Annotated in this window: 19 protein-coding genes; 12 read left to right on the top strand and 7 right to left on the bottom strand. The window is 67.0% G+C overall.

Annotated elements, in window-relative coordinates; translation table 11 throughout:
* Window positions 1-19: 19 nt before the first annotated feature.
* A complete protein-coding gene (rhmD, locus tag ACI6S0_RS19555; RefSeq protein WP_017500963.1) occupies window positions 20-1,240 on the bottom strand; it encodes an L-rhamnonate dehydratase in 1,221 nt (406 codons plus the stop codon).
* Between the two features lie 134 nt (window positions 1,241-1,374).
* Between rhmD and ACI6S0_RS19550 the strand changes: the two genes are divergently transcribed.
* From ACI6S0_RS19550 to ACI6S0_RS19495, 12 genes are all read left to right on the top strand, one after another.
* Complete coding sequence (locus ACI6S0_RS19550) at window positions 1,375-2,202, top strand: IclR family transcriptional regulator (RefSeq protein WP_004209343.1); 828 nt, start codon at window positions 1,375-1,377, stop codon at window positions 2,200-2,202.
* Window positions 2,203-2,219: 17 nt separating this feature from the next.
* Window positions 2,220-2,984 carry an SDR family NAD(P)-dependent oxidoreductase gene (locus tag ACI6S0_RS19545; RefSeq protein ID WP_004209342.1) on the top strand — a complete coding sequence of 255 codons (765 nt, stop codon included), beginning with the start codon at window positions 2,220-2,222 and terminating at the stop codon, window positions 2,982-2,984.
* A gap of 65 nt (window positions 2,985-3,049) precedes the next feature.
* On the top strand, window positions 3,050-3,856 hold the full coding sequence (locus ACI6S0_RS19540; protein ID WP_434404035.1) for a rhamnogalacturonan acetylesterase: 807 nt from the start codon (window positions 3,050-3,052) through the stop codon (window positions 3,854-3,856).
* Window positions 3,853-4,824, top strand: a complete 972-nt coding sequence (locus ACI6S0_RS19535) for an alpha/beta hydrolase (RefSeq protein WP_434404034.1) — start codon at window positions 3,853-3,855, stop codon at window positions 4,822-4,824. The genes ACI6S0_RS19540 and ACI6S0_RS19535 overlap by 4 nt, the downstream gene beginning before the upstream one ends.
* Window positions 4,821-5,579: a (Fe-S)-binding protein gene (locus ACI6S0_RS19530; RefSeq protein ID WP_434404033.1), complete on the top strand. Its 759-nt coding sequence runs from the start codon at window positions 4,821-4,823 to the stop codon at window positions 5,577-5,579. Before ACI6S0_RS19535 ends, ACI6S0_RS19530 begins: the two co-directional genes overlap by 4 nt.
* Window positions 5,576-6,991: a lactate utilization protein B gene (locus ACI6S0_RS19525; RefSeq protein ID WP_434404032.1), complete on the top strand. Its 1,416-nt coding sequence runs from the start codon at window positions 5,576-5,578 to the stop codon at window positions 6,989-6,991. The genes ACI6S0_RS19530 and ACI6S0_RS19525 overlap by 4 nt, the downstream gene beginning before the upstream one ends.
* Window positions 6,988-7,626 carry a LutC/YkgG family protein gene (locus ACI6S0_RS19520; RefSeq protein ID WP_434404031.1) on the top strand — a complete coding sequence of 213 codons (639 nt, stop codon included), beginning with the start codon at window positions 6,988-6,990 and terminating at the stop codon, window positions 7,624-7,626. Before ACI6S0_RS19525 ends, ACI6S0_RS19520 begins: the two co-directional genes overlap by 4 nt.
* Window positions 7,627-7,705: 79 nt before the next feature.
* Window positions 7,706-8,545, top strand: coding sequence for a 5-dehydro-4-deoxy-D-glucuronate isomerase (gene kduI / locus ACI6S0_RS19515; RefSeq protein WP_099234210.1), 840 nt, complete (start codon window positions 7,706-7,708; stop codon window positions 8,543-8,545).
* 107 nt (window positions 8,546-8,652) lie between these two features.
* Window positions 8,653-9,408 carry a 2-dehydro-3-deoxy-D-gluconate 5-dehydrogenase KduD gene (gene kduD, locus ACI6S0_RS19510; protein WP_434404030.1) on the top strand — a complete coding sequence of 252 codons (756 nt, stop codon included), beginning with the start codon at window positions 8,653-8,655 and terminating at the stop codon, window positions 9,406-9,408.
* Window positions 9,409-9,498: 90 nt separating this feature from the next.
* A complete protein-coding gene (locus tag ACI6S0_RS19505; RefSeq protein ID WP_434404029.1) occupies window positions 9,499-11,895 on the top strand; it encodes a beta-galactosidase in 2,397 nt (798 codons plus the stop codon).
* Window positions 11,892-13,103, top strand: coding sequence for a glycosyl hydrolase 53 family protein (locus ACI6S0_RS19500; protein ID WP_434404028.1), 1,212 nt, complete (start codon window positions 11,892-11,894; stop codon window positions 13,101-13,103). The genes ACI6S0_RS19505 and ACI6S0_RS19500 overlap by 4 nt, the downstream gene beginning before the upstream one ends.
* Window positions 13,103-14,044, top strand: a complete 942-nt coding sequence (locus ACI6S0_RS19495) for a glycoside hydrolase family 43 protein (protein WP_434404026.1) — start codon at window positions 13,103-13,105, stop codon at window positions 14,042-14,044. Before ACI6S0_RS19500 ends, ACI6S0_RS19495 begins: the two co-directional genes overlap by 1 nt.
* Here ACI6S0_RS19495 and ACI6S0_RS19490 read toward each other — a convergent pair.
* From ACI6S0_RS19490 to ACI6S0_RS19465, 6 genes are all read right to left on the bottom strand, one after another.
* On the bottom strand, window positions 14,000-15,442 hold the full coding sequence (locus ACI6S0_RS19490) for an efflux transporter outer membrane subunit (protein WP_434404025.1): 1,443 nt from the start codon (window positions 15,440-15,442) through the stop codon (window positions 14,000-14,002). The two genes, ACI6S0_RS19495 and ACI6S0_RS19490, sit on opposite strands and share 45 nt — an antisense overlap.
* Window positions 15,435-16,337 carry an efflux RND transporter periplasmic adaptor subunit gene (locus tag ACI6S0_RS19485; protein WP_004209329.1) on the bottom strand — a complete coding sequence of 301 codons (903 nt, stop codon included), beginning with the start codon at window positions 16,335-16,337 and terminating at the stop codon, window positions 15,435-15,437. Before ACI6S0_RS19485 ends, ACI6S0_RS19490 begins: the two co-directional genes overlap by 8 nt.
* The gene (locus ACI6S0_RS19480) at window positions 16,334-16,549 is read right to left on the bottom strand and encodes a DUF1656 domain-containing protein (RefSeq protein WP_004209328.1); all 216 of its coding nucleotides are present in this window, start codon (window positions 16,547-16,549) and stop codon (window positions 16,334-16,336) included. The genes ACI6S0_RS19485 and ACI6S0_RS19480 overlap by 4 nt, the downstream gene beginning before the upstream one ends.
* On the bottom strand, window positions 16,546-18,645 hold the full coding sequence (locus ACI6S0_RS19475; RefSeq protein WP_434404024.1) for an FUSC family protein: 2,100 nt from the start codon (window positions 18,643-18,645) through the stop codon (window positions 16,546-16,548). The genes ACI6S0_RS19480 and ACI6S0_RS19475 overlap by 4 nt, the downstream gene beginning before the upstream one ends.
* On the bottom strand, window positions 18,642-19,091 hold the full coding sequence (locus tag ACI6S0_RS19470) for a MarR family winged helix-turn-helix transcriptional regulator (protein ID WP_037508040.1): 450 nt from the start codon (window positions 19,089-19,091) through the stop codon (window positions 18,642-18,644). The genes ACI6S0_RS19475 and ACI6S0_RS19470 overlap by 4 nt, the downstream gene beginning before the upstream one ends.
* Before the next feature lie 104 nt (window positions 19,092-19,195).
* Entirely contained in the window at window positions 19,196-19,498 is a 303-nt protein-coding gene (locus tag ACI6S0_RS19465) for a hypothetical protein (RefSeq protein WP_434404023.1), read from the bottom strand.
* Window positions 19,499-19,507: the final 9 nt, after the last annotated feature.

Below are 19,507 nucleotides of genomic sequence, written 5' to 3'. Positions count from 1 at the left end.
TCTTTCTCTGTTCAGGCGATCAGTGGGTATAGGGGCGGTGCATCGCGATGTCGGGGTTCAGGTCGACGCCGAAGCCCGGCTTGTCGAGCGCGGTCACCTTCATGCGGCCATTTTCCGGCACCGGTTCGCCCAGCAATTGCGGGTGGAACATCGGCACCACTTCCGTCGGCCCCGGATGCATCATCAGGAACTCGGCGAAGGGCGAGTTGTGGCGGGTGATGACGAAATGATAGCTGTAGACCGACGAGCCATGCGGCACGACCATCTTGCCATGGGCGTCGGCCAGCGCACTGATCTTGAGCAATTCGGTCACGCCGCCGCACCAGCCGACATCGGGCTGGATGATGTCGCAGCAATCCATTTCCATCAGCATGCGGAAGCCCCAGCGGGTCGCTTCATGCTCGCCGGTGGTGACCAGCATGCCCTTGGGCACGTTGCGCTTGAGCTGCTGGTAGCCCCAATAATCGTCCGGGCTGATCGCTTCCTCGATCCACTTGAGGCCCAGCTCATGCGCGGCGATGGCGAGGCGGGTGGCATAGTCGACGTCGAGCGCCATCCAGCAGTCCCACATCAGCCAGAAATCGTCGCCGACCTTGGAACGCATGTCGGCCAGTTCGGCGATATTCTTCTTGAGGCCCTCGATACCCTCGGCCGGGCCGTGGTGCAGCGCCATCTTGCCGCCGATGAAGCCGAATTCCTTCGCCTTGTCCGGGCGCGCGCCGGTGGCGTAGAATTGCAGTTCGTCGCGGACCGCGCCGCCGAGCAGATGATAGACCGGTTCCTGGCGCAGCTTGCCGAGCAGATCCCAGAGCGCGAGGTCGACGCCGGAGATGGCGTTGATGACCAGGCCCTTGCGGCCATAATATTGGGTCGAGAAATACATCTGGTCCCAGATCTTCTCATAGTCGGTCGGCGACCGGCCTTCGAGGAAGCGGGCGAGATGCTTTTCGACGATATAGGCGGCAGGCTCGCCACCGGTCGTCACGGCGAAACCGACGGTGCCGTCTTCCGCTTCGATCTCCACCACCAGCGTGCCCAGCACGTTGATGCCGAAGCTCTGCCGCGACTGGCGATATTCGGGATATTTCGACATCGGCGTCGCGATGTGATCGTCGATCCAGTGGCCTTCGCCCTGGTCATGATAATCGGCACCGCCGCCGCGCACGGTGAAGGCGCGGACATGCTTGATCTTCGGCAACGTCACGATGGGCACGCTGAAACTCCCTTGGGCCAGACCCATCGCAAGGGGATGGGCAATAACACTTCCACCATATGGACAAAATGCGCACAACGTGGGGCAATTGAGGGGAAGAATCGCGTCCAGCCTCTCCTACACCCTTGTTTTTCTCATTTTGTGGGATAGAGTGTTAGTAGATGAGACAAAATACGTCAAACCCGGAATCGGGTCCGCGAGAGGAAAAGTCGAAGACGCAGGGGTCGCAGACCCTTCAGCGCGGGCTGGACCTGCTCGACCAGGTGATCGACGGGCCGGTGAAGCTCGCCGACCTGTCCGAGCGCATGGGCCTGACGCGCTCCACCACCCATCGCCTGGCCAATGCGCTGGTCGAGCGCGGTTTCCTGACCTTCCTGCCGCGCGAGGGCTATCAGCTTGGCCCCAAGCTGCTGCAGCTGGGCTTCCTGGCGCAGAGCCAGGCCGACGTGGTGCAGATTGCCCGCCCCCATCTGGAAGCGCTGGCCGCCGCGAGCGAGGATGTGGTGCATCTGGGCCGGCTGGACGGCGACCAGGCGCTCTATCTGGACAAGATTCCCGGCCGCCGCCGGGTCGAGATTTCGAGCCGGATCGGCGACCGCCATCCGCTCACGTCGACCGGCCTGGGCAAGGCGCTGATGCTGGACGATCCGGAGGCGGGCTGGACCCGGCTGCTGGAAAGCGAGCGGGAGAACGGCACCCATGATGCCGATCCGGCCACATGGCTGGAGCGGATGCGCGGCTATGTCGCGGCCGGGCGCGCGTTCGACCTGGAAGAGAATGAGGACCAGATACGCTGCGTCGCCGCGCCGATCCGCGATGCGTCGGGCGCGATCGTCGCCGCCATCAGCCTGTCGAGCGCCGCCCAATATATGGACGATGAGCGCATGGCATCGCTGAGCGACGAAGTCCGCGCCGCCGCGCAGAAGGTCAGCGCCGATCTGGGCTGGACCCCCGGCGTCAAATCCCCCCGCCGCCCGGTGCGGCGCTAATCCAAGGAAATGCTCGCATGAAGCTGCTTGAAGGCAAGACCGTCCTCGTCACCGGCGCATCGACCGGCATCGGCCGGGCGGCCGCCATCGGCGCCGCCCAGCATGGCGCCGACGTCGTCATCAACTATGCCCATAGCGACGGCCCGGCCGCCAGCTGCGTCGCGGAGATCGAGGCGCTGGGACAGCGCGCGATCGCGGTGAAGGGCGATGTCGCCGATCCGCAGACCGCGCAGGACTTCGTCGCCAAGGCGGTCGAGGCGTTCGGCAAGGTCGATGTGATGGTCAGCAATGCCGGCATCTGCCCGTTCCACGGCTTCCTCGACATGCCGGTCGACGTGGTGGAACGGACCTTCAAGGTCAATCTGCACGGCGCCTATTTCATGGTGCAGGCCGCCGCGCAGCAGATGGTGAAGCAGGGCCATGGTGGATCGATCGTCGCCGTCTCCTCCATCTCGGCGCTGGTCGGTGGCGAATTTCAGACCCACTACACCCCGACCAAGGCCGGCGTGCATTCGCTGATGCAGTCCACGGCCATTGCGCTGGGCAAATATGGCATCCGCTGCAACAGCGTGCTGCCCGGCACCATCCTGACCGAGATCAACAAGGATGACCTGGCCGATGTCGAGAAGCGCGAATATATGGAAAAGCGCACGCCGCTCGGCCGCCTGGGCGCACCCGAAGACCTGGCCGGGCCGATCGTCTTCCTGGCGTCGGACATGGCCGCCTATGTCACCGGCGCGGCGCTGCTGGTCGACGGCGGCATGTATGTGAACCTGCAATAAGATATTGAGCGCCGTCATTCCCGCGAAAGCGGGGATGACGGTATTCAGGAAACAGGACATCGCCGATGAGGATCGTCACCAAAGCCGCCGCCGCCCTCGCCCTGCTGGCCACGCCCCTGCCGGCGCTGGCGACGCAGCCGGGCGACACGATCCTGATCGCCAGCGATTCGACCGCGGCCAATTACAAGAAGGGCAATTATCCCCAGACCGGCTGGGGCATGATGCTGGTCTGCGGCCTGTCGCCCGAGGTGCGGGTGTCCAACCATGCGATGGGCGGCCGGTCGACCCGCACCTTCATCGAGGAAGGGCGCTGGACGAAATTGATGAGCGAGCTGATGCCCGGCGACACGGTGCTGATCCAGTTCGGCCATAATGATGCCTATCGCGCCAAGCCACAGCGCTGGGCGCCGGCGCAGACCGACTATCGCAACAATCTGCTGCGCTTCATCTGGGACGTGCGCGGCGCTGGCGGCACGCCGGTGCTGGTGACGCCGGTGACGCGGCGCAGTTTTGGCGCCGACGGCAAGGCCAAGGCCGACTTCGCCGAATATTCCGCCGTGATGCGCGAACTGGCGGCGAGCGCGCATGTGCCGATCATCGATCTGGAAGCGCTGTCGCGTGCCTGGGTCGACCGGGCCGGGCCGGACAAGGCAAAGACCTATTTCCTCCACTACAAGGCGGAGGACAAGATGCCCGGCTTCCCCAAGGGGATCGATGACGATACCCATTTCAGCGAACTGGGCGCGCGCAATGTCGCCGATCTGGTCGCCGGCGGCCTCAAGGCGCTGAACCTGCCGATTTCGGCCAAGGTACTGGCCAGCCGGCCGGCGCTCAATCGGACCACGCCGCTGGGAAGGACCGAATGCCAATGACCATGCTTGACCGCCGCGGCCTGTTGACCGGCGCCGCCGTTGCCGCCGCGCTTGCGCCGATGGGCGAGGCGCTGGCGCAGAGTTTTCCGCTGCCCCAGGGGTTCGTCCGCTTTCCGATCTGGCCGGGCAAGGCGCCGGGCAGCGAGCATGTGACGGTCAAGGAAGTGGAGACGCTGCGCCGCCCCGACAGCGGGCCGGACGATGGCGTGTTCGCCCATATCGTCACCCCGACCCTGACCCTGTTGCGGCCGGTAAAGCCCAATGGCGCCGCGATCATGCTGATCCCCGGCGGCGGTTACAGCCGGGTGGCGATCGGCCATGAGGGCTATTCGATCGCGCGCCGCTTTGCCGAGGCGGGTTATGTCTGCTTCGTGCTGCTCTATCGCCTGCCCGCCGATGGCTGGGCCGCCGGGGCCGAAGCGCCGCTGCAGGATGCACAGCGCGCGTTGCGGCTGGTGCGCAGCCTGGCGGGCAAGGAGAAGTTCGACGCCAACCGTGTCGGCGTGATCGGCTTTTCCGCCGGCGGCCACCTGGCCGCCTGGCTGACCAGCCGGACGCCGGTGGAAAGCTACAAGCCGGTCGATGCCGCCGATCGCGAGCCGATCAAGGCGGCCGTCGCCGCTTACATGTATCCGGTGATCCAGATGGAGGGGCCGTTCGTCCACAAGGGGTCGCGCACGCAATTGCTGGGCGAGAATCCGTCGCCCGAGCGGATGCGCGCCTATTCGCTGGACCAGGATGTGAGCGCGCAGACGCCGCCGATATTCCTGGCCCATGCGATCGACGATCCGGCGGTGCCGGTCGACAACAGCATCGCCATGCTGGCGGCGCTGCGGGCGCAGAAGATCCCGGCCGAATGCCATTTGTTCGAAAATGGCGGCCATGGCTTCGGCATTACGGCGCAAGCCCAGTCGGCCGCGCCCTGGCCCGACCTGTTCCTGGCCTTTGCCAAGAGGCATGGCGTGTGACCCAGCGCAAGGTTGCCCTGTTCGTCACCTGCCTGGTCGACATGATGCGCCCGCGCATCGGCTTTGCCGCGATCCGCGCGCTGGAGGCGGCCGGCTGCGACGTGGTCGTGCCCGAAGGCCAGACCTGTTGCGGCCAGCCGGCGCTCAACAGCGGCGACACCGACCATGCGATCGCACTGGCGAAACAGACGATCGTCGCGCTGGAACCCTATGAGGCGGTGGTGGTGCCGTCGGGGTCGTGCGGCGGCACGATCCGTTGCCATTATCCTGAGCTGTTCGAGCATGACCCGGAGTGGCTGCCGCGCGCGCAGGCGGTGGCAAGCCGGACATGGGAGATCATGGCCTATCTGGACGAGATATGCGGGTGGAAGCCCGAGGGCGTGCAGATGGATGCCAAGGCGACCTATCATGACAGCTGCTCGGGGCTGCGCGAGCTGGGCGTCAAGGCGCAGCCGCGCCGGTTGCTGAAGCCGATCGCCGGGCTGGAGCTGACGCCGCTGGCGGGCGAGGAAACCTGTTGCGGCTTTGGCGGCACCTTCTGCGTCAAATATCCCGCCATTTCCAACGCGATCGTCGGCGAGAAGGCGGACGCGATCGAGGCGACCGGCGCCGACCTGCTGCTGGCCGGCGACCTCGGCTGCCTGATGAACATGGCCGGCAAGCTCAACCGCCAGGGCAGCAAGGTCCGCGCCTTCCACGCGATCGAGCTGATCGCGGGCATGGGCGATGGTCCCGCGATCGGGGAAGAGGCATGAGCGGCGCACCGGCCGAGGCGGCCAGTTTCAAGGCGCGCGCCGACGCGGCGCTGGCCGATCGCATCCTGAAGGTCGCGGTCGAGCGGACGGCGGGCACGGCCGAAGCCAAGCGCGCCGTCGCGGTCGATGCCTTTCCCGATTTCCAGGCGGCGCGCACCCGCGCGGCGGCGATCAAGGACCATGTCGTCGCTCATCTCGGCCATTATCTGGAGCAGTTCGAGGCGAACGCCACCGCGGCCGGGGCAAAGGTCCATTGGGCGCGCACCGCCGATGAGGCCTGCGACATCGTCATCGCCCTGTGCAAGGCGGCGAAGGCCAAGAGCGTCGCCCGGTCCAAGTCGATGCTGGGCGAGGAAATCGGCCTGCCCCATGCGCTGGCGGAAGCGGGCATCGGCCGGGTCGAGACGGATTTGGCCGAACATATCATCCAGTTGGCCGACGAGCGGCCCTCGCACATCATCTGGCCGGCGATGCACAAGACCCGCGAACAGGTGTCCGCCCTGTTCAAGGCCAAGCATCGCACGCCGCATGAGGAAGAGACGATCGCCGCCATGGCGGAAAGCGCGCGGCGCGAGCTGCGCACGCAGATGCTGGGCGCGGATGTCGGCATTTCCGGCGCCAATTTCCTGATTGCCGACACGGGCGCAATCTGCACCGTCACCAATGAGGGCAATGCCGAGCTGTCGCTGGTCCCGCCGCGCGTCCATATCGTGACCGCCGGGATCGAGAAGATCGTGCCGAGCATGCCGCATGCCGTGCATATGCTGCGGATGCTGGCGCGATCCGCGACCGGCGCGGCGCTGACCCAATACACGACCTTCTACACCGGCCCCAGGCGCCCCGGCGACCGGGACGGACCGGAGGAAATGCATATCGTGCTGGTCGACAATGGCCGCACCCAGATGCGCGAGGACGGGCTGGCCGAGATGCTGCGCTGCATCCGTTGCGGCGCCTGCATGAACCATTGCGTCGTGTTCCGGCAGATTGGCGGCCATGCCTATGGCGGCACCTACCCCGGCCCGATGGGCGCGGTGCTGACCCCGGTGCTGGACGGGCTGAAGCAGAGCCGCGACCTGCCCAATGCCTGCACCATGAACGGCAAGTGCCAGGAGGTGTGCCCGGTGCGCATTCCGCTGCCGACGCTGCTGCGCGGCTGGCGCGAGAAGAGCTGGCGCGAGGGGCTTGAGCCGCAATCCTTGCGCGCGGGGCTGGGCCTATGGGCCTGGGTCGCGACCCGGCCACGCCTCTATCGGATGGGCACCGGCCTGGCGGTGCGGGCGATGCGGCTGCTGAGCAGCAAGGGCTGGATCAGCAAGCTGCCGCTGGCGGGCGGCTGGACCCGCTATCGCGACATGCCCAAGCCCGCGGCCCAGACCTTCATGGACCAATATCGCAAGGAAAACGGCCGATGAATGCGCGCGAGGCCATCCTTGGTCGCCTGAAAGATGACAGCGAAGTTGACATAGCGGCGGAGGCTGCGGCGCTGCTCGGCACGCCGGAGCGGCCGGCGGTCGATGTCGCCCATGTCGAGGCGGAATTTCTGGCGCGGCTGGCGCTGCCCAGCGTCAGCGCCAGTCATGACGTTATCGAAACGATATCGGACCTGCCCGCAGCGGTCGCGCGCTATCTGGATGCGCAGGGCGAGGCGCGCGCGCTCTGCCTGCCGCCCGACCCGCGTCTGTCGGGCTGCGACTGGAGCGGCTTTGCCCTGCACCAGGATGCCGCACCCGACGAGGCGGCAGCGCTGGCGATCGCGCGCAAGGGGATTGCCGAGACCGGGTCGCTGGTCTTCGAGACCAGCCCGCAGGCGCCGATGCTGCCCAATTTCCTGACGCTGCACCATCTGGTGCTGCTGCGCGTGGCCGACATCGCCCCCTGGCTGGAGGAGGCGCCGCTCGCCGGGCCGCAGCCGCGCGCCCATTACTGGATCACCGGCGTGTCGGGCACGACCGATATCGAGGGCACCTATGTACGTGGCGCCCATGGCCCCCGCTTCCTGCATGTCATCCTGCTGCGCGGCGATTTTCCTCATATGTCGGAACAATAGTCCACATTCCGGGAAAACAGGCTTACATTCGCCGCCTGCGCCGTTATAAGCTTCTGCAAAATTTGGATGGAGATTCCCGATGTTCGACAAGACCTATTATGCGACCCACCCCGACATGATGGAGTGCGTGTCGAACGAGGAGCTGCGGGATCGCTATCTGATCGGCGGGCTGTTCCGTGACGGCGAATGCGTGCTGAACTACACCCATGCCGAGCGTTTCGTGATCGGCGGCGTGGCGGTGGCCGATGCGCCGGTGAAGCTGCCGGCGCAGACCGAGCCGGCTTCGGCGGCGGGCCATCCCTTCCTGGAGCGGCGCGAGCTGGCGATCGTCAATGTCTCGGGCGTCGAAGGCACCGTGACCGTCGACGGCGAAGTCTTCACGCTCGGCAACAAGGATTGCCTCTATGTGACGATGGGCGCCAAGGACGTGGAATTCGCCGGCGCCGGCGCGCGCTTCTATCTCGCCTCCTGCCCGGCGCACAAGGCGTTCACCACCCGCAAGCTCGGCATCGCCGACGCCAATGCGCTGGAGCGCGGCAGCCTGGAGGAATCGAACGAACGCACCATCTTCCAGCTCGTCATCCCCGGCATCTGCGACAGCGCGCAGCTGGTCATGGGCCTGACCGTGCTCAAGCCCGGTTCGGTGTGGAACACCATGCCCCCGCACATCCATGAGCGCCGCAGCGAGATTTATTTCTATTTCGAGCTGGATGGCGATGCCGACCGCGTCTTCCACTATATGGGCGAGGGCGATGCGATGCGTCACATCGTCATGGCAAACGAGGAAGCGGTGATCTCGCCGCCCTGGTCGGTCCATATGGGATCGGGCACCAAATCCTATGCCTTCATCTGGGCGATGGCCGGCGAGAACCAGGACTATACCGACATGAACGTGCTGGACATCTGCCAGCTGGCCTGAGCCCCCCTCCCTTCAGGGAGGGGACGGGGGAGGGCATGTCTACGACGCCAATCTCCAAAACCCTCCCCTAACCCCTCCCGCAAGCGGGAGGGGGATTTGGAGCTTATATGAGCAACATCTTCGATCTTGGTGGCAAGGTCGCCATCGTCACCGGCGCCAATACCGGCATCGGCCAGGCGATCGCGCTGTCGCTTGCCGCAGCCGGCGCTGACATTGCGGCGGTCGGCCGCACCCCGGCGGAAGAGACCGTCGAGAAGGTCCGGGCGCTCGGCCGCAAGGCGGAGATCGTCTCGGCCGACCTGTCGAGCATCGAACCGGTGCAGCGCGTCGTCGACGAGACGATCGCCAAGCTGGGCGGGCTCGACATCCTGATCAACAATGCCGGCATCATCCGCCGCGCCGACAGCGTCGACTTCACCGAGGAAGACTGGGACGCGGTGATCGACACCAACCTCAAATCCACCTTCTTCCTCGCCCAGGCGGCCGGGCGGCACATGCTGGCGCAGGGCAGCGGCAAGATCGTCAACATCGCCTCGCTGCTGTCGTTCCAGGGCGGCATCCGGGTGCCGAGCTATACCGCGTCCAAGAGCGGCGTCGCCGGCCTGACCAAGCTGCTGGCGAACGAATGGGCGGCCAAAGGCGTCAACGTCAACGCGATCGCGCCGGGCTATATCGCCACCAACAACACCGCCGCGCTGCAGGCCGACGAAACCCGCAACCGCCAGATCCAGGAACGCATCCCGGCCGGCCGCTGGGGCGACCCGAGCGACATTGGCGGCGCCGCCGTGTTCCTCGCTTCGCCGGCGGCCAATTATATCCATGGCCATGTCCTGGCCGTCGATGGCGGCTGGCTGGCTCGCTGATATCCCGTCCTGCGCCTGCCAGCGGGTGGGCGCAGGACGGACCTGACCGAAGAGGAGGGCTCAGCCTCCCGTTTCATCACAGGAGGACGGATGCCCGATATCGACCGGCGCACGGCGCTGACTGCCACGGGCCTTGCCGGCCTGGGTCTTGCCCTTCCCGCTGACGCCCTGGCCCAGACGGCCAATAGTCTGGATGCGCGCAAGCCGGGCCTGCCGCTCAAATCCGGCCATCTCCATATGGGCACCGGCGCCGGGCCGCAGGGGCGGATCGGCATCACCAATCTCTATCTGACCCGCGACGACCGGCCCTGGCTGCCGGTGATGGGCGAATTTCACTTCACCCGCTTCCCGAGCGCCTATTGGGAAGAGGAATTGCTGAAGATGAAGGCGGCCGGTGTCGGCATCGTCGCCTCCTATGTGCTGTGGAACCATGTCGAGCTGGCGCCCGGCAGGATCGACTGGACCGGCGACCGCGATATCGGGCGTTTCGTGCGGCTCTGCCAGAAACATGGCCTGCTCTTCTTCCTGCGGCCCGGCCCCTGGGGCCATGCCGAGGCGCGCTTTGGTGGCATCCCCGACTGGATCGCCGGCAGCACCCGCACGCGCAGCAATGACCCCGCCTATATGGCGCAGGTCGAGCGCTTCTGGCGCGGGCTGCACGATCAGCTCACCGGGCTGATGTGGAAGGATGGCGGGCCGATCGTCGGCATGCAGGTCGAGAATGAATATAATCTGGGTGGTCCCGGACAGGGCCGGGAGCATATCGCGGCGCTGAAGGCGCTGGCGCTGCGGATCGGCTTCGACGTGCCGCTCTATACCGTGACTGGGTGGGACCAGACCGTCTATCCCAAGGGCGAAGTGGTGCCGGTGCATGGCGGCTATCCCGACGAACCCTGGTCGGCGAAGACGGTGAAACTGCCGCCCAAGGAAAATTACCTGTTCCGCTTCGACAGCCGGGTGAGCGGCGACCTGGGCGCGCAGACGCGCGGCGGGCGGCGCGGCGACGCCGACAGCGACATGGCAGATACGCCCTTCCTGGGCGCGGAATATGGCGGCGGCGTGCCGGTCATGTATCGACGGCGGCCTTTGTTGCAGCCGGCCGACGTGGCGGCGGCGGTGACGACGCAGGTCGGATCGGGCGTCAATCTGCTGGGCTATTATATGTTCCATGGCGGCGCCAACCCGCTGGCGAACGGGCGCATGCTGGAGGAAACGCAGCGGTCGGGCGGCTATAATGACTGCCCGGCGATCGGCTATGATTTCCAGGCGCCGATCGGCCAATATGGCGAGGTCAATCCGGTCAGCGCAGCGTTGCGCCCGCTCCATTATTTCCTGGCCGCCTATGGCGAGACGCTCGCGCCGATGACGGTGCATGCGCCGGCGGTGCTGCCGGCCGACAAGGATGACCTGAAGACGCTGCGCTGGGCGGTGCGGGCGAAGGGGGACAGCGGCTTCCTGTTCGTCAACAATCATGTCCGCCAATATGGCACGGCGGCGCATCCCGGCACGCAGTTCGATGTAACATTGGCCGGCGGCACGGTTCGCCTGCCGAGCCGGCCGGTGACGATCGCACCGGGCGACAATTTCTTCTGGCCGATCGGCATGGATCTGGACGGGGTGCGGCTCGACTGGGCGACGGCGCAGCCGGTGACGCGCATTGCCGACAGGGACGGGCCGATCCATGTGATGGCGGCCTGCCTGCCCGGCCCGGTCGAGCTGGCCTTCCCGGCCGGGACGAAGGTCGATGCGCCGGCACGCAGCGAAGGCGGGCGGGTGATCGTCCAGGTGCCACCGTCCGCAACGCGCCCGGTGCGGGTGACCGGCGCGGACGGGCGATCGGTGCGGCTGCTGCTGATCGACCGGGAGGCGGCAAAGCGCATCTGGGTCGGCGAGATCGGTGGCGAGCGGCGCGTGGTGCTGAGCGCGGCGGATGTGCTGTTCGGGCCGGACGGGCTGGAACTGCGCCAGCGCGGCGAGGCACGTTTCGCCTGGCAGATATTGCCCGGCAAGGCGGCGATGATGACGGCGAAGGCGACAGATATCGTGCCCCTGCCCTTCACCCGGACGCGCGAGGCCGGCACGGCGCCGCCGATCGAGATTGGCGGACCGGCGAAAGCGGCGATGCAGCCCCTGCCTGAGGCGCACAAGGCGGCGGCGGCCTTTAGCTTCACCATCCCCAAGGATGTTCTGGCGGAGGGCGGCGACGCTTTTCTGGAGATCGACTGGCGCGGCGATATCGGCCGGCTGTTCGATGGCCCCGACATGCTGGACGATGCCTATTGGGACGGACGGGTCTGGCGGATCGGCCTGAAGCGCTTTGCCGCGCGGCTGGGCCGGCCCTGGACGCTGACGGTGATGCCGCTGCGCGCCGATGCACCCATCTATCTGGACGATGCCGCGCGGGCCAAGCTGCCGGCGGGGGCGCAGGTCGCGACGCTGGAGACACTGCGCATCGTACCGGAATATCGCATGGAGGTGAAGGCATGACCCGGTTCACGCGCCGCGGCACATTTGGCCTTGCCACCCTGCCCCTGCTGGCCCGGCCGGCGCTGGCCAAGGTGAGCAAGAATGGCGCACGGCTCGGCCCCTATCTGATCGGTGCCGATGTGAGCTGGGTGCCCGAGGATGAGGCGGCGGGGGCGCGCTATTTCGTGGACGGGGTGCAGAAAGACCCGATCCTGATCCTGCGCGATGCCGGGTTCAACGCGATCCGGCTGCGCATCTTCGTCGATCCGGCCAAAGGCTATTCCAGGCGGGAGCCGGACAAGGGCTGGGCCGGTCTGGCCCAGACGGTGAAGCTGGGCAAGCGCGTGCGCGATGCCGGCATGGGGCTGGTGCTGAGTTTCCATTATAGCGACACCTGGGCCGACCCGGAGCATCAGGCGGTGCCGGCGGCCTGGGCCGGTTATGACCTGCCGGCGCTGGCCAAGGCAGTCGAGGCACATACGCACGACACGCTGGTGGCGATGCGGGCGGGCGGCGCGCCGGTCGACATGGCGGTGATCGGCAATGAGACGACCTTCGGCATGTTGTGGCCTTATGGCCGGGTGAAGCTGTCGACGTCGACCGGCAATCCGGTGACCGACGCCAATCATGCCAGGGTCGGTGACGTCGGCGGGTTCGACGGCTTTGCCGCACTGCTGCGCGCGGGGATTGCCGGTGCGCGCCGGGCCGAGCCGGGGGTGGCGATCCAGGTGCATAATCATCTGGGCCGGCACTGGCCGATCGTGCGCGAATGGACCGATGCGCTAATCGCGCGGCAGGTGGATTTCGATGTGGTCGGCTTTTCCTGCTACCAGCAGCGGGCGCAGGGCGACTGGGCCACGACCTTCAGCGAATATGTGAAGCGCTATCCCGACAAGGGGTTGCTGGTCGCCGAATATTCAAGCCGCAAACGCTATATCAACGACCTGGTCCATGCCCTGCCCGGCAAGCATGGTTGGGGCACGTTCATCTGGGAGCCGATCCGGCACCAGGAGGCTATTTTCGACCAGGACGGGCATAATGCCGGCGAAGGCGCCAAGCCCGACCTGATTAGCCAGGGGCTGAACGGGGCGGAGGCACCGGGCGGGCTGGCATCGCAGCAGCCGGCCGTGCCGAAACCCGAACCGACCGGGCCGATGGGCCATGGCGGCGACTATGTCGCCAATGAGCTGCTCGACCTCTACCCGCAAATGGCCAAGGATTATCGCTGATGAGACGGCGCGACTTCACATTGGGACTGGGTGCAATGGCGCTGGCGGGATGTGCCACCCGGTCGGCGGCGCGCGCCGATGACCTGCTGGTCTTTGCCTATTTCACCACCGGCAAGGGCGAGGCCGACGGCCTCAAGCTGGCGGTGAGCGAGGATGGCTTTGCCTTTCGCACGCTGGCGGGCGGGCGCAGCCTGCTGGTGCCGCAGGTGGGCGAGAAGAAGCTGATGCGCGACCCCTATCTGTTCGCGGACAAGGGCGTCTATCATCTGCTGTGGACCACCGCCTGGGAAGGGGTGACGATCGGCCATGCGACCAGCCGCGATCTGGTCCACTGGTCGCCGCAGCGCGCCATCCCGGTCATGCAGGACGTGCCCGGCACCCGCAATTGCTGGGCGCCCGAAGCGGTGCGCGATCCGGCGACCGGGCGCCACATCCTGTTCTGGTCGAGCACGGTGGAGGGCCGTTTCACCGAGACGGCGGGGACGTCGGAGTCGGGCTATAATCATCGGCTCTGGTCGGTCAGCACCAGTGATTTCGAGACGTTCAGTGCGCCCGCGCCGCTCTATGATCCCGGCTTCAGCGTGATCGACGGGACATTCGCGCAGGGCCCGAGCGGCGGCCTCTACCTGATCGTCAAGGACGAGACGGTGCAGCCGCCGCACAAATGGCTGCAGGTGGCGAAGGCGGACAGCCCGACCGGGCCGTTCGGCCCCCTGTCGCCGCCCTTCTCGCCCGGCTGGGTCGAAGGGCCGATGAGCGCGCAGGTCGGTGATGCGCTGCTCTGCTATTATGACGTCTACAAGGAAGGTCGCTGGGGCGCGGCGATGACGCGCGACATGGTTAGGTGGACCGACGTCAGCGCGCGCCTGACCATGCCGGCCGGCGCGCGCCACGGATCATTGCTGCGCGTTCCCCGCGCCCTGGTTGCCGGTATCGTCTGAGGTCCAGCCGCCGCCCAGCGCCAGGAAGATGGCGATCTGGTCCTGCACCAGCTGGACGCGGGCGGCCGCGGCCGAGGATTCGGCGCTGGCGAGGCTGCGCTGGGTATCGAGCAGGTCGAGGAAATCGCTGCGGCCAAAGCGGAACAGCTTGTTCGCCTGCCCCGCCGAGACATTGGCGCTGTCGCGCGCGCGATCGAGCGCGGCGGCCTTTTCCGCATCGCGGCGATAGGTTTCGAGCGCGGTTTCGGTCTGGCGCAGCGCTTCGAGCACGCTGCCGTCGAAGCTGGCGAGATCGGCCTGCACCTGGGCATCGGCCTGGGCGATACGGGCGCGAACCACCGGGCGATTGGGGAAGGTCCAGCTGATGAGCGGGCCGAGGCTGAAGCCGAAGGCGGAGCCGGAGCCGAAATCCTTGAGCGGGCCGGACAGGCCGACCGAGCCGCCGATGCTGACCTGCGGATAGAGATCGGCCATGGCGACGCCCAGGGTCGCGGTGTCGGAGGCGATCATGCGTTCGGCCTGGCGGATGTCGGGGCGACGGCGGATCAGCGCCGTGCCATCGCCCACCGGCAACGGCGCACCGAGCGATGGCAGGGTCGCGCAGCCCTCCACATCCCTGGGGTAATCGGCCGGCGGACGGCCGAGCAGGGTAGCGAGCAGATAGAGGCCGCTCTGGCGCTGGGCTTCATAGACCGGCAGCGTCGCCTCGCTCTGGTCCACCGCCGCCTGGGCGCGGCTGACGTCGAAGGCAGTGCCACGACCGCCCTTGAATAGGCGCTGGGTGGCGTTGAGCGTATCGCGCTGGAGCGAGACGACCCGGCGATTGACGCCAAGCGCATAATTGGCGGCGCAGACCTGGGCATAGGCCTTGGCAGTGGCGGCGGCGACGCTGACGCGGACATAGTCGCGCGCGGCGGTCACCGCCTCGACATTGGCGCCGCTCGATTCGATCGCGCGGCGGATGCGGCCGTTGAGGTCGAGCGGATAGGAGGCGCTGAGGCCGAAATCATAGCTGACCGAGCCGGGCAGATGCTGGGTCACGCCCGAGGGACGCGCCAGCGTTTCGCCGCCGCTAATCGTGGTGCTGATCTGGCGCCCGGCCTCCGTCTCGCGCAGCACGGCCTGTGCCGCGGTGAGATTGGCGTCGGCGACGCGCAGGTCGGTATTGGCGGTCAGCGCTTCGGCGATCAGTGCGTCGAGCCGGGGGTCGTTATAGAGTTTCCACCAATGGTCGGGCAGGTCGGCATTGCTGAAGCCCGCGCCCTGCGCCGACTGGAAGGCGCCCTGCGCGCCCGGTGCGGTCGCGGCCGAATGTTCGGGCGGATGATAGTCCGGCCCGGCGGTGGCGCAGGCGCTGAGCGCCAGTGCCAGCAAGGATGTGGTGATACCCTTATGCATGGCGGCAGCTTTCCGGCTTGGCATCCTTCTTCGCCGGTTCGACCGTCACCGTGGCGGTGCGGCCCGAGATCAGCGTGATATTGGCCGGGACATTGGTGAGCTTCACCCGAACCGGGATGCGCTGGGCGAGGCGGACCCAGGAGAAGGTCGGCTCCACCGTGGGCAGGAGATTGCCGGAATCGCTGCGGGTCGAGTCATTGATGCCGTAGGCGATGCTTTCGACCTTGCCGTGCAGATCCTGCTTCTCGCCCATCAGGCGGACAGTGACGGGCGCGCCGATGCAGACCAGAGGCAACTTGGTTTCCTCGAAATAGCCCTCGACCCGCAGGCTGTCGCTGTCGATCAACGCCATCGCCTGGGTGCCGGCGCCGAGATAGTCGCCGGGGTGAAGATCGAGATTGGTGACGACGCCATTCACGGAAGCGCGGACCTGGGTGCGCTTGAGGTTCAAGGCGGCGGCGTCGCGCGCACTCCGTGCCTCGGCCAGCGCGGCCTGCGCCGTGGCGACGCGGGCGACATTCTGTTCATGGCTTTCCTTGGCGACGAGGTCGCCCAGCGCCAGATCGCGGGTAGCCTCCCGCCGGGCCTGGCCGAGCGTCGCCTGGGCGCTGGCGATCTGCGCCTCCGCCTGTTCCAGCGCCAGCGCATAGCGCGGCGTGTCGATGACGAAGAGCAGGTCGCCCGCCTTCACCTGCTGGTTGTCGCGCACCGCGACCGAGGTGACGAGGCCACCGATATCGGGGGTCACGCGCACCACGTCGGCGCGCACACGGCCGTCGCGGGTCCAGGGGCTGCGCTCATAATGGTTCCACATCCACACCGCGACGATGACGGCGAGGATGACGATGATGATGGTGGCGGCGCTGCGGATCAGCGTCCCGGTCAGGCGGTTCATAGGCGGATTCCCAGCATCGGAACGAGAATGGACAGGCCCCCGAGCGTCAGCACGAACAGGCTGAGGTCGACGAGTGCCCGATAGGCGAGAAAGCGGTAGAGGCCGAACGCCGCGATCAGGCGGGTGAGGCCATAGGTGAGGATGAGCGCGGCCAGCGCCAGCGCCAGCAACGTGGGGAAGAAGACCCCGTCGATGGACAATTCGCCGGTCATGCGGGGACTCCGGTCAGGGGGGGCATGGGTGGCATGCGATAGCCGGCGCTGTCGGCGAAGAGATTACGCCGCAGGCTGACCAGCGCCAGGATCGCATCGCGGCGGACCGAGGGCGCGGGATTGGCGGCAAGGTCGCCGATGGCGCTGTCGATGTCATCGAGCAGGGCGGGATCGGCCGATGCCGGCGCATCGGGATCGAGCCGGCGATAATGGTCGGCCACGCCGCCCAGCACCCGGCCAAGCGGGGCGCCTTCGTCAAAGGGAAGATCGACCCGGAGCTGGCGCAGTTCGCCGATGGCGACACCGGTGCGCAGGTCGCGCAGTGCGTCATAGAGCGGCTTGCCGCTGTCGGTGCGGATGGCGGCGAGGCGTGGGGCGAGCAGCGCGATACGATCGAGCATGCGGTTGATCCAGCCGCGCACATCGGGCTGGGTCATGAGGTTGGCGCGGGTGGCGATATCCGCCCAGCCGGCGCGCACGGTGCGGCGCACGGCGCGCTCCACCCCGGCCGATTGCAGCAGGCCGGCCATGATGATGGCGAACCAGATGCCGACAAGCTGTGCCACCGAGCCGTTCACATAGGAGGCGAAGGCGCTGACATAGGCACTGGAGAGCAGCACCGGACTGCCCAGGCCGAGCAGCGTCGGCAGGGCAATGCCCATCCAGCGCGGCGAGGCCATCATTGCGCCCAATATCAGCAGCGGCGGCGCATAGGCCAGAGCGAGCATGGCGAAGCCGTCGAGCCGGGGCATGATGGCATAGCCATAGAGAGCACCGAGGAAGGTGGCGATGATGGTGCCGATCATGAAGCCCTTGAGCGGGGCGAGCGGATTGTCCGACGCGGAGAAGAGGGCGAGGAAGACGCCGGCCAGCATCACCGCGCTGCCACCGTCATGCCAGCCGCTGCCGATCCACAGGGCACAGCCGATCGTCACCGTCATGAAGGCGGCGAAGGCGCCGCGCGCGGCCCCGGCATAGTCGCGATGCAGTTCCCGGTTGCGGCGCCCCTCCAGCAGTTCGGCGACGCGCGGCGTCACCGGGCTGCGGCTGTGGGTCAGCATCTGGTCGAACAGGTCGCGGCAGTCGCGATGGACGGCGATCAGCGTGCCGAGGCGGGAATAGAGGCTGAGCCGCATCATGCCGGCCCAGTCCATATCGCTGTCGGCTGCCGGTTCGAGCGCGGCGCAGCGGTCGATCAGCGCCTGGGCACCGGCGGCGCGGGTCGCGCTGTCGGTGCCGGGATGGTCGAGCCAGTCGCGCGCATCGGCGATCAGCTGTTCGACCTGGGCCGGGACGATGCCGCCATTGGCCTGTTTCAGCATGGCCAGCCGATCCTCCACCGCGGCGCCGAGCGGCAGCAGCAGCGAGAGTTGGTCCTGCATCGCGCGCACGGTGCGGACGCGCGGCGCGAGGCGGCTGATGTCGAAGGGCAGATGGATCGACATCTGGTGCAGTTCGGTGACGTCCTGCGCCAGGCGGCGGCGTTCGGCATCGAGGCCGGGCACCGGATCGGTCGCGATCGCGTCGCGCGACCAGCGTTCGGCGTCGCGCAGCATGGCTTCGACGCGGGCGAAGAGGTTGCCGGTGATCGAGCCGGGCAGGACGACGCCATGGACGATGCTGCCGCAGGCGATACCGATCCAGATTTCCTGCACGCGCAGGGTGGCGACGGTGAAGATGGTCTGGGGCGAGTCGACGTCGGGGAAGACGATCAGGCAGGCGCTGTAGCCGGCCAGCACGAACATGTAGGAGCGCGGCGTGCGATCGAGCAGCGAGACGAAGACGCAGAGCGCCAGCCAGGCGGCCATGGCGAGGGTCAGCAGTTCGGGCGAATTGACCAGCGGCGGGACGATCGCGACCGAGAAGGCGGCGCCGACGATGGTGCCGATGGCGCGGAAGATCGCCTTGGAAATCACCGCGCCGGCGAGCGGCTGGGCGACGATATAGGAGGTGAGGAAGGCCCAATAGGGGCGTTCCAGGCCAATGCTGAGCGCCACATAAAGGGCCAGCATCGCCGCCAGGAAACATTTGAGCGAGAATAGCGCGGCGGGAACGCCAAGGCGCTCGCTCCAGGCTGACAAAGCGGCCTTTTTCATGACTGGCCCCGGCGCTCCCCGATACGGCGTCGCAGCAGTTCTAACAGATTGACGGCGGTCTCGATATCCGCGTCCGGCACACCATCGAGCAGGTCGTTGCGCATGTTGCTGAGCCGCGTTTCGATGCGGCCGACAAGGTCGCGGCCGGAAGTGGTGAGCGACAGGCAGTTGGACCGGCGATCCTCGGGATTGGGGGTGCGCTCGATCAGGGCGGCGGCCTGAAGATGGTCGAGGGTGCGGACCAGCGACGGCTGGGTGATGCCCAGCACATCGGCCAGCTCGATCTGGCGCACGTCGGCGCCCAGCCGGTCGAGATAGAGCAGGCACCAGCCGGCGGAATTGGAGACGCCGAATTCGGCCAGGGTGGAATCGGCAAGCTGGCGCCAGAGGCGCGCGATCTGCGGCATATTATGCGCCAGGGCGCGCTGAAGTTCGGTCCGATTCACGAACGCTTAGATAGCTAACTAATTTTATAGTGCAACGGGTCGGCCATGAATTTTTGGTAATGTCGGTTGCGGCCCGGCGTGAACCGGGCCGCAGCCGATCGGGATTATGCGCGACGCGCGCCGGTGAACGGCGCGGCACCAAAGGCGCCGAGCTGCATCGTGCCGGTCAGGCTTTCGCCGGTGATTTCGGCTTCGCATTCCAGCGTCATCGGCATGGGGATGGTCATTTCCATCTTCCATGTGAGCTTGTTGCCGGCGACCACGCCGTCCTTGACGTCGAGCGAGCCCATCATGCCGGCAAAGGTGCCGTTGAAACGGTCGCCCGTGCTGATCACGGTGAACACGCCGGTCTGTTCGCCCAGCGGGGTCTTAGCCACGCAATCATAGGCACCATCCACTGCAGCCATCTCACTTCT

This window comes from Sphingobium sp. DN12, assembly GCF_051058005.1.
Classification (GTDB): Bacteria; Pseudomonadota; Alphaproteobacteria; order Sphingomonadales; family Sphingomonadaceae; genus Sphingobium; species Sphingobium yanoikuyae.
The sequence above is the reverse complement of the archived record's forward strand: the minus strand, read 5'-3'. Positions and strand labels throughout refer to the sequence as shown.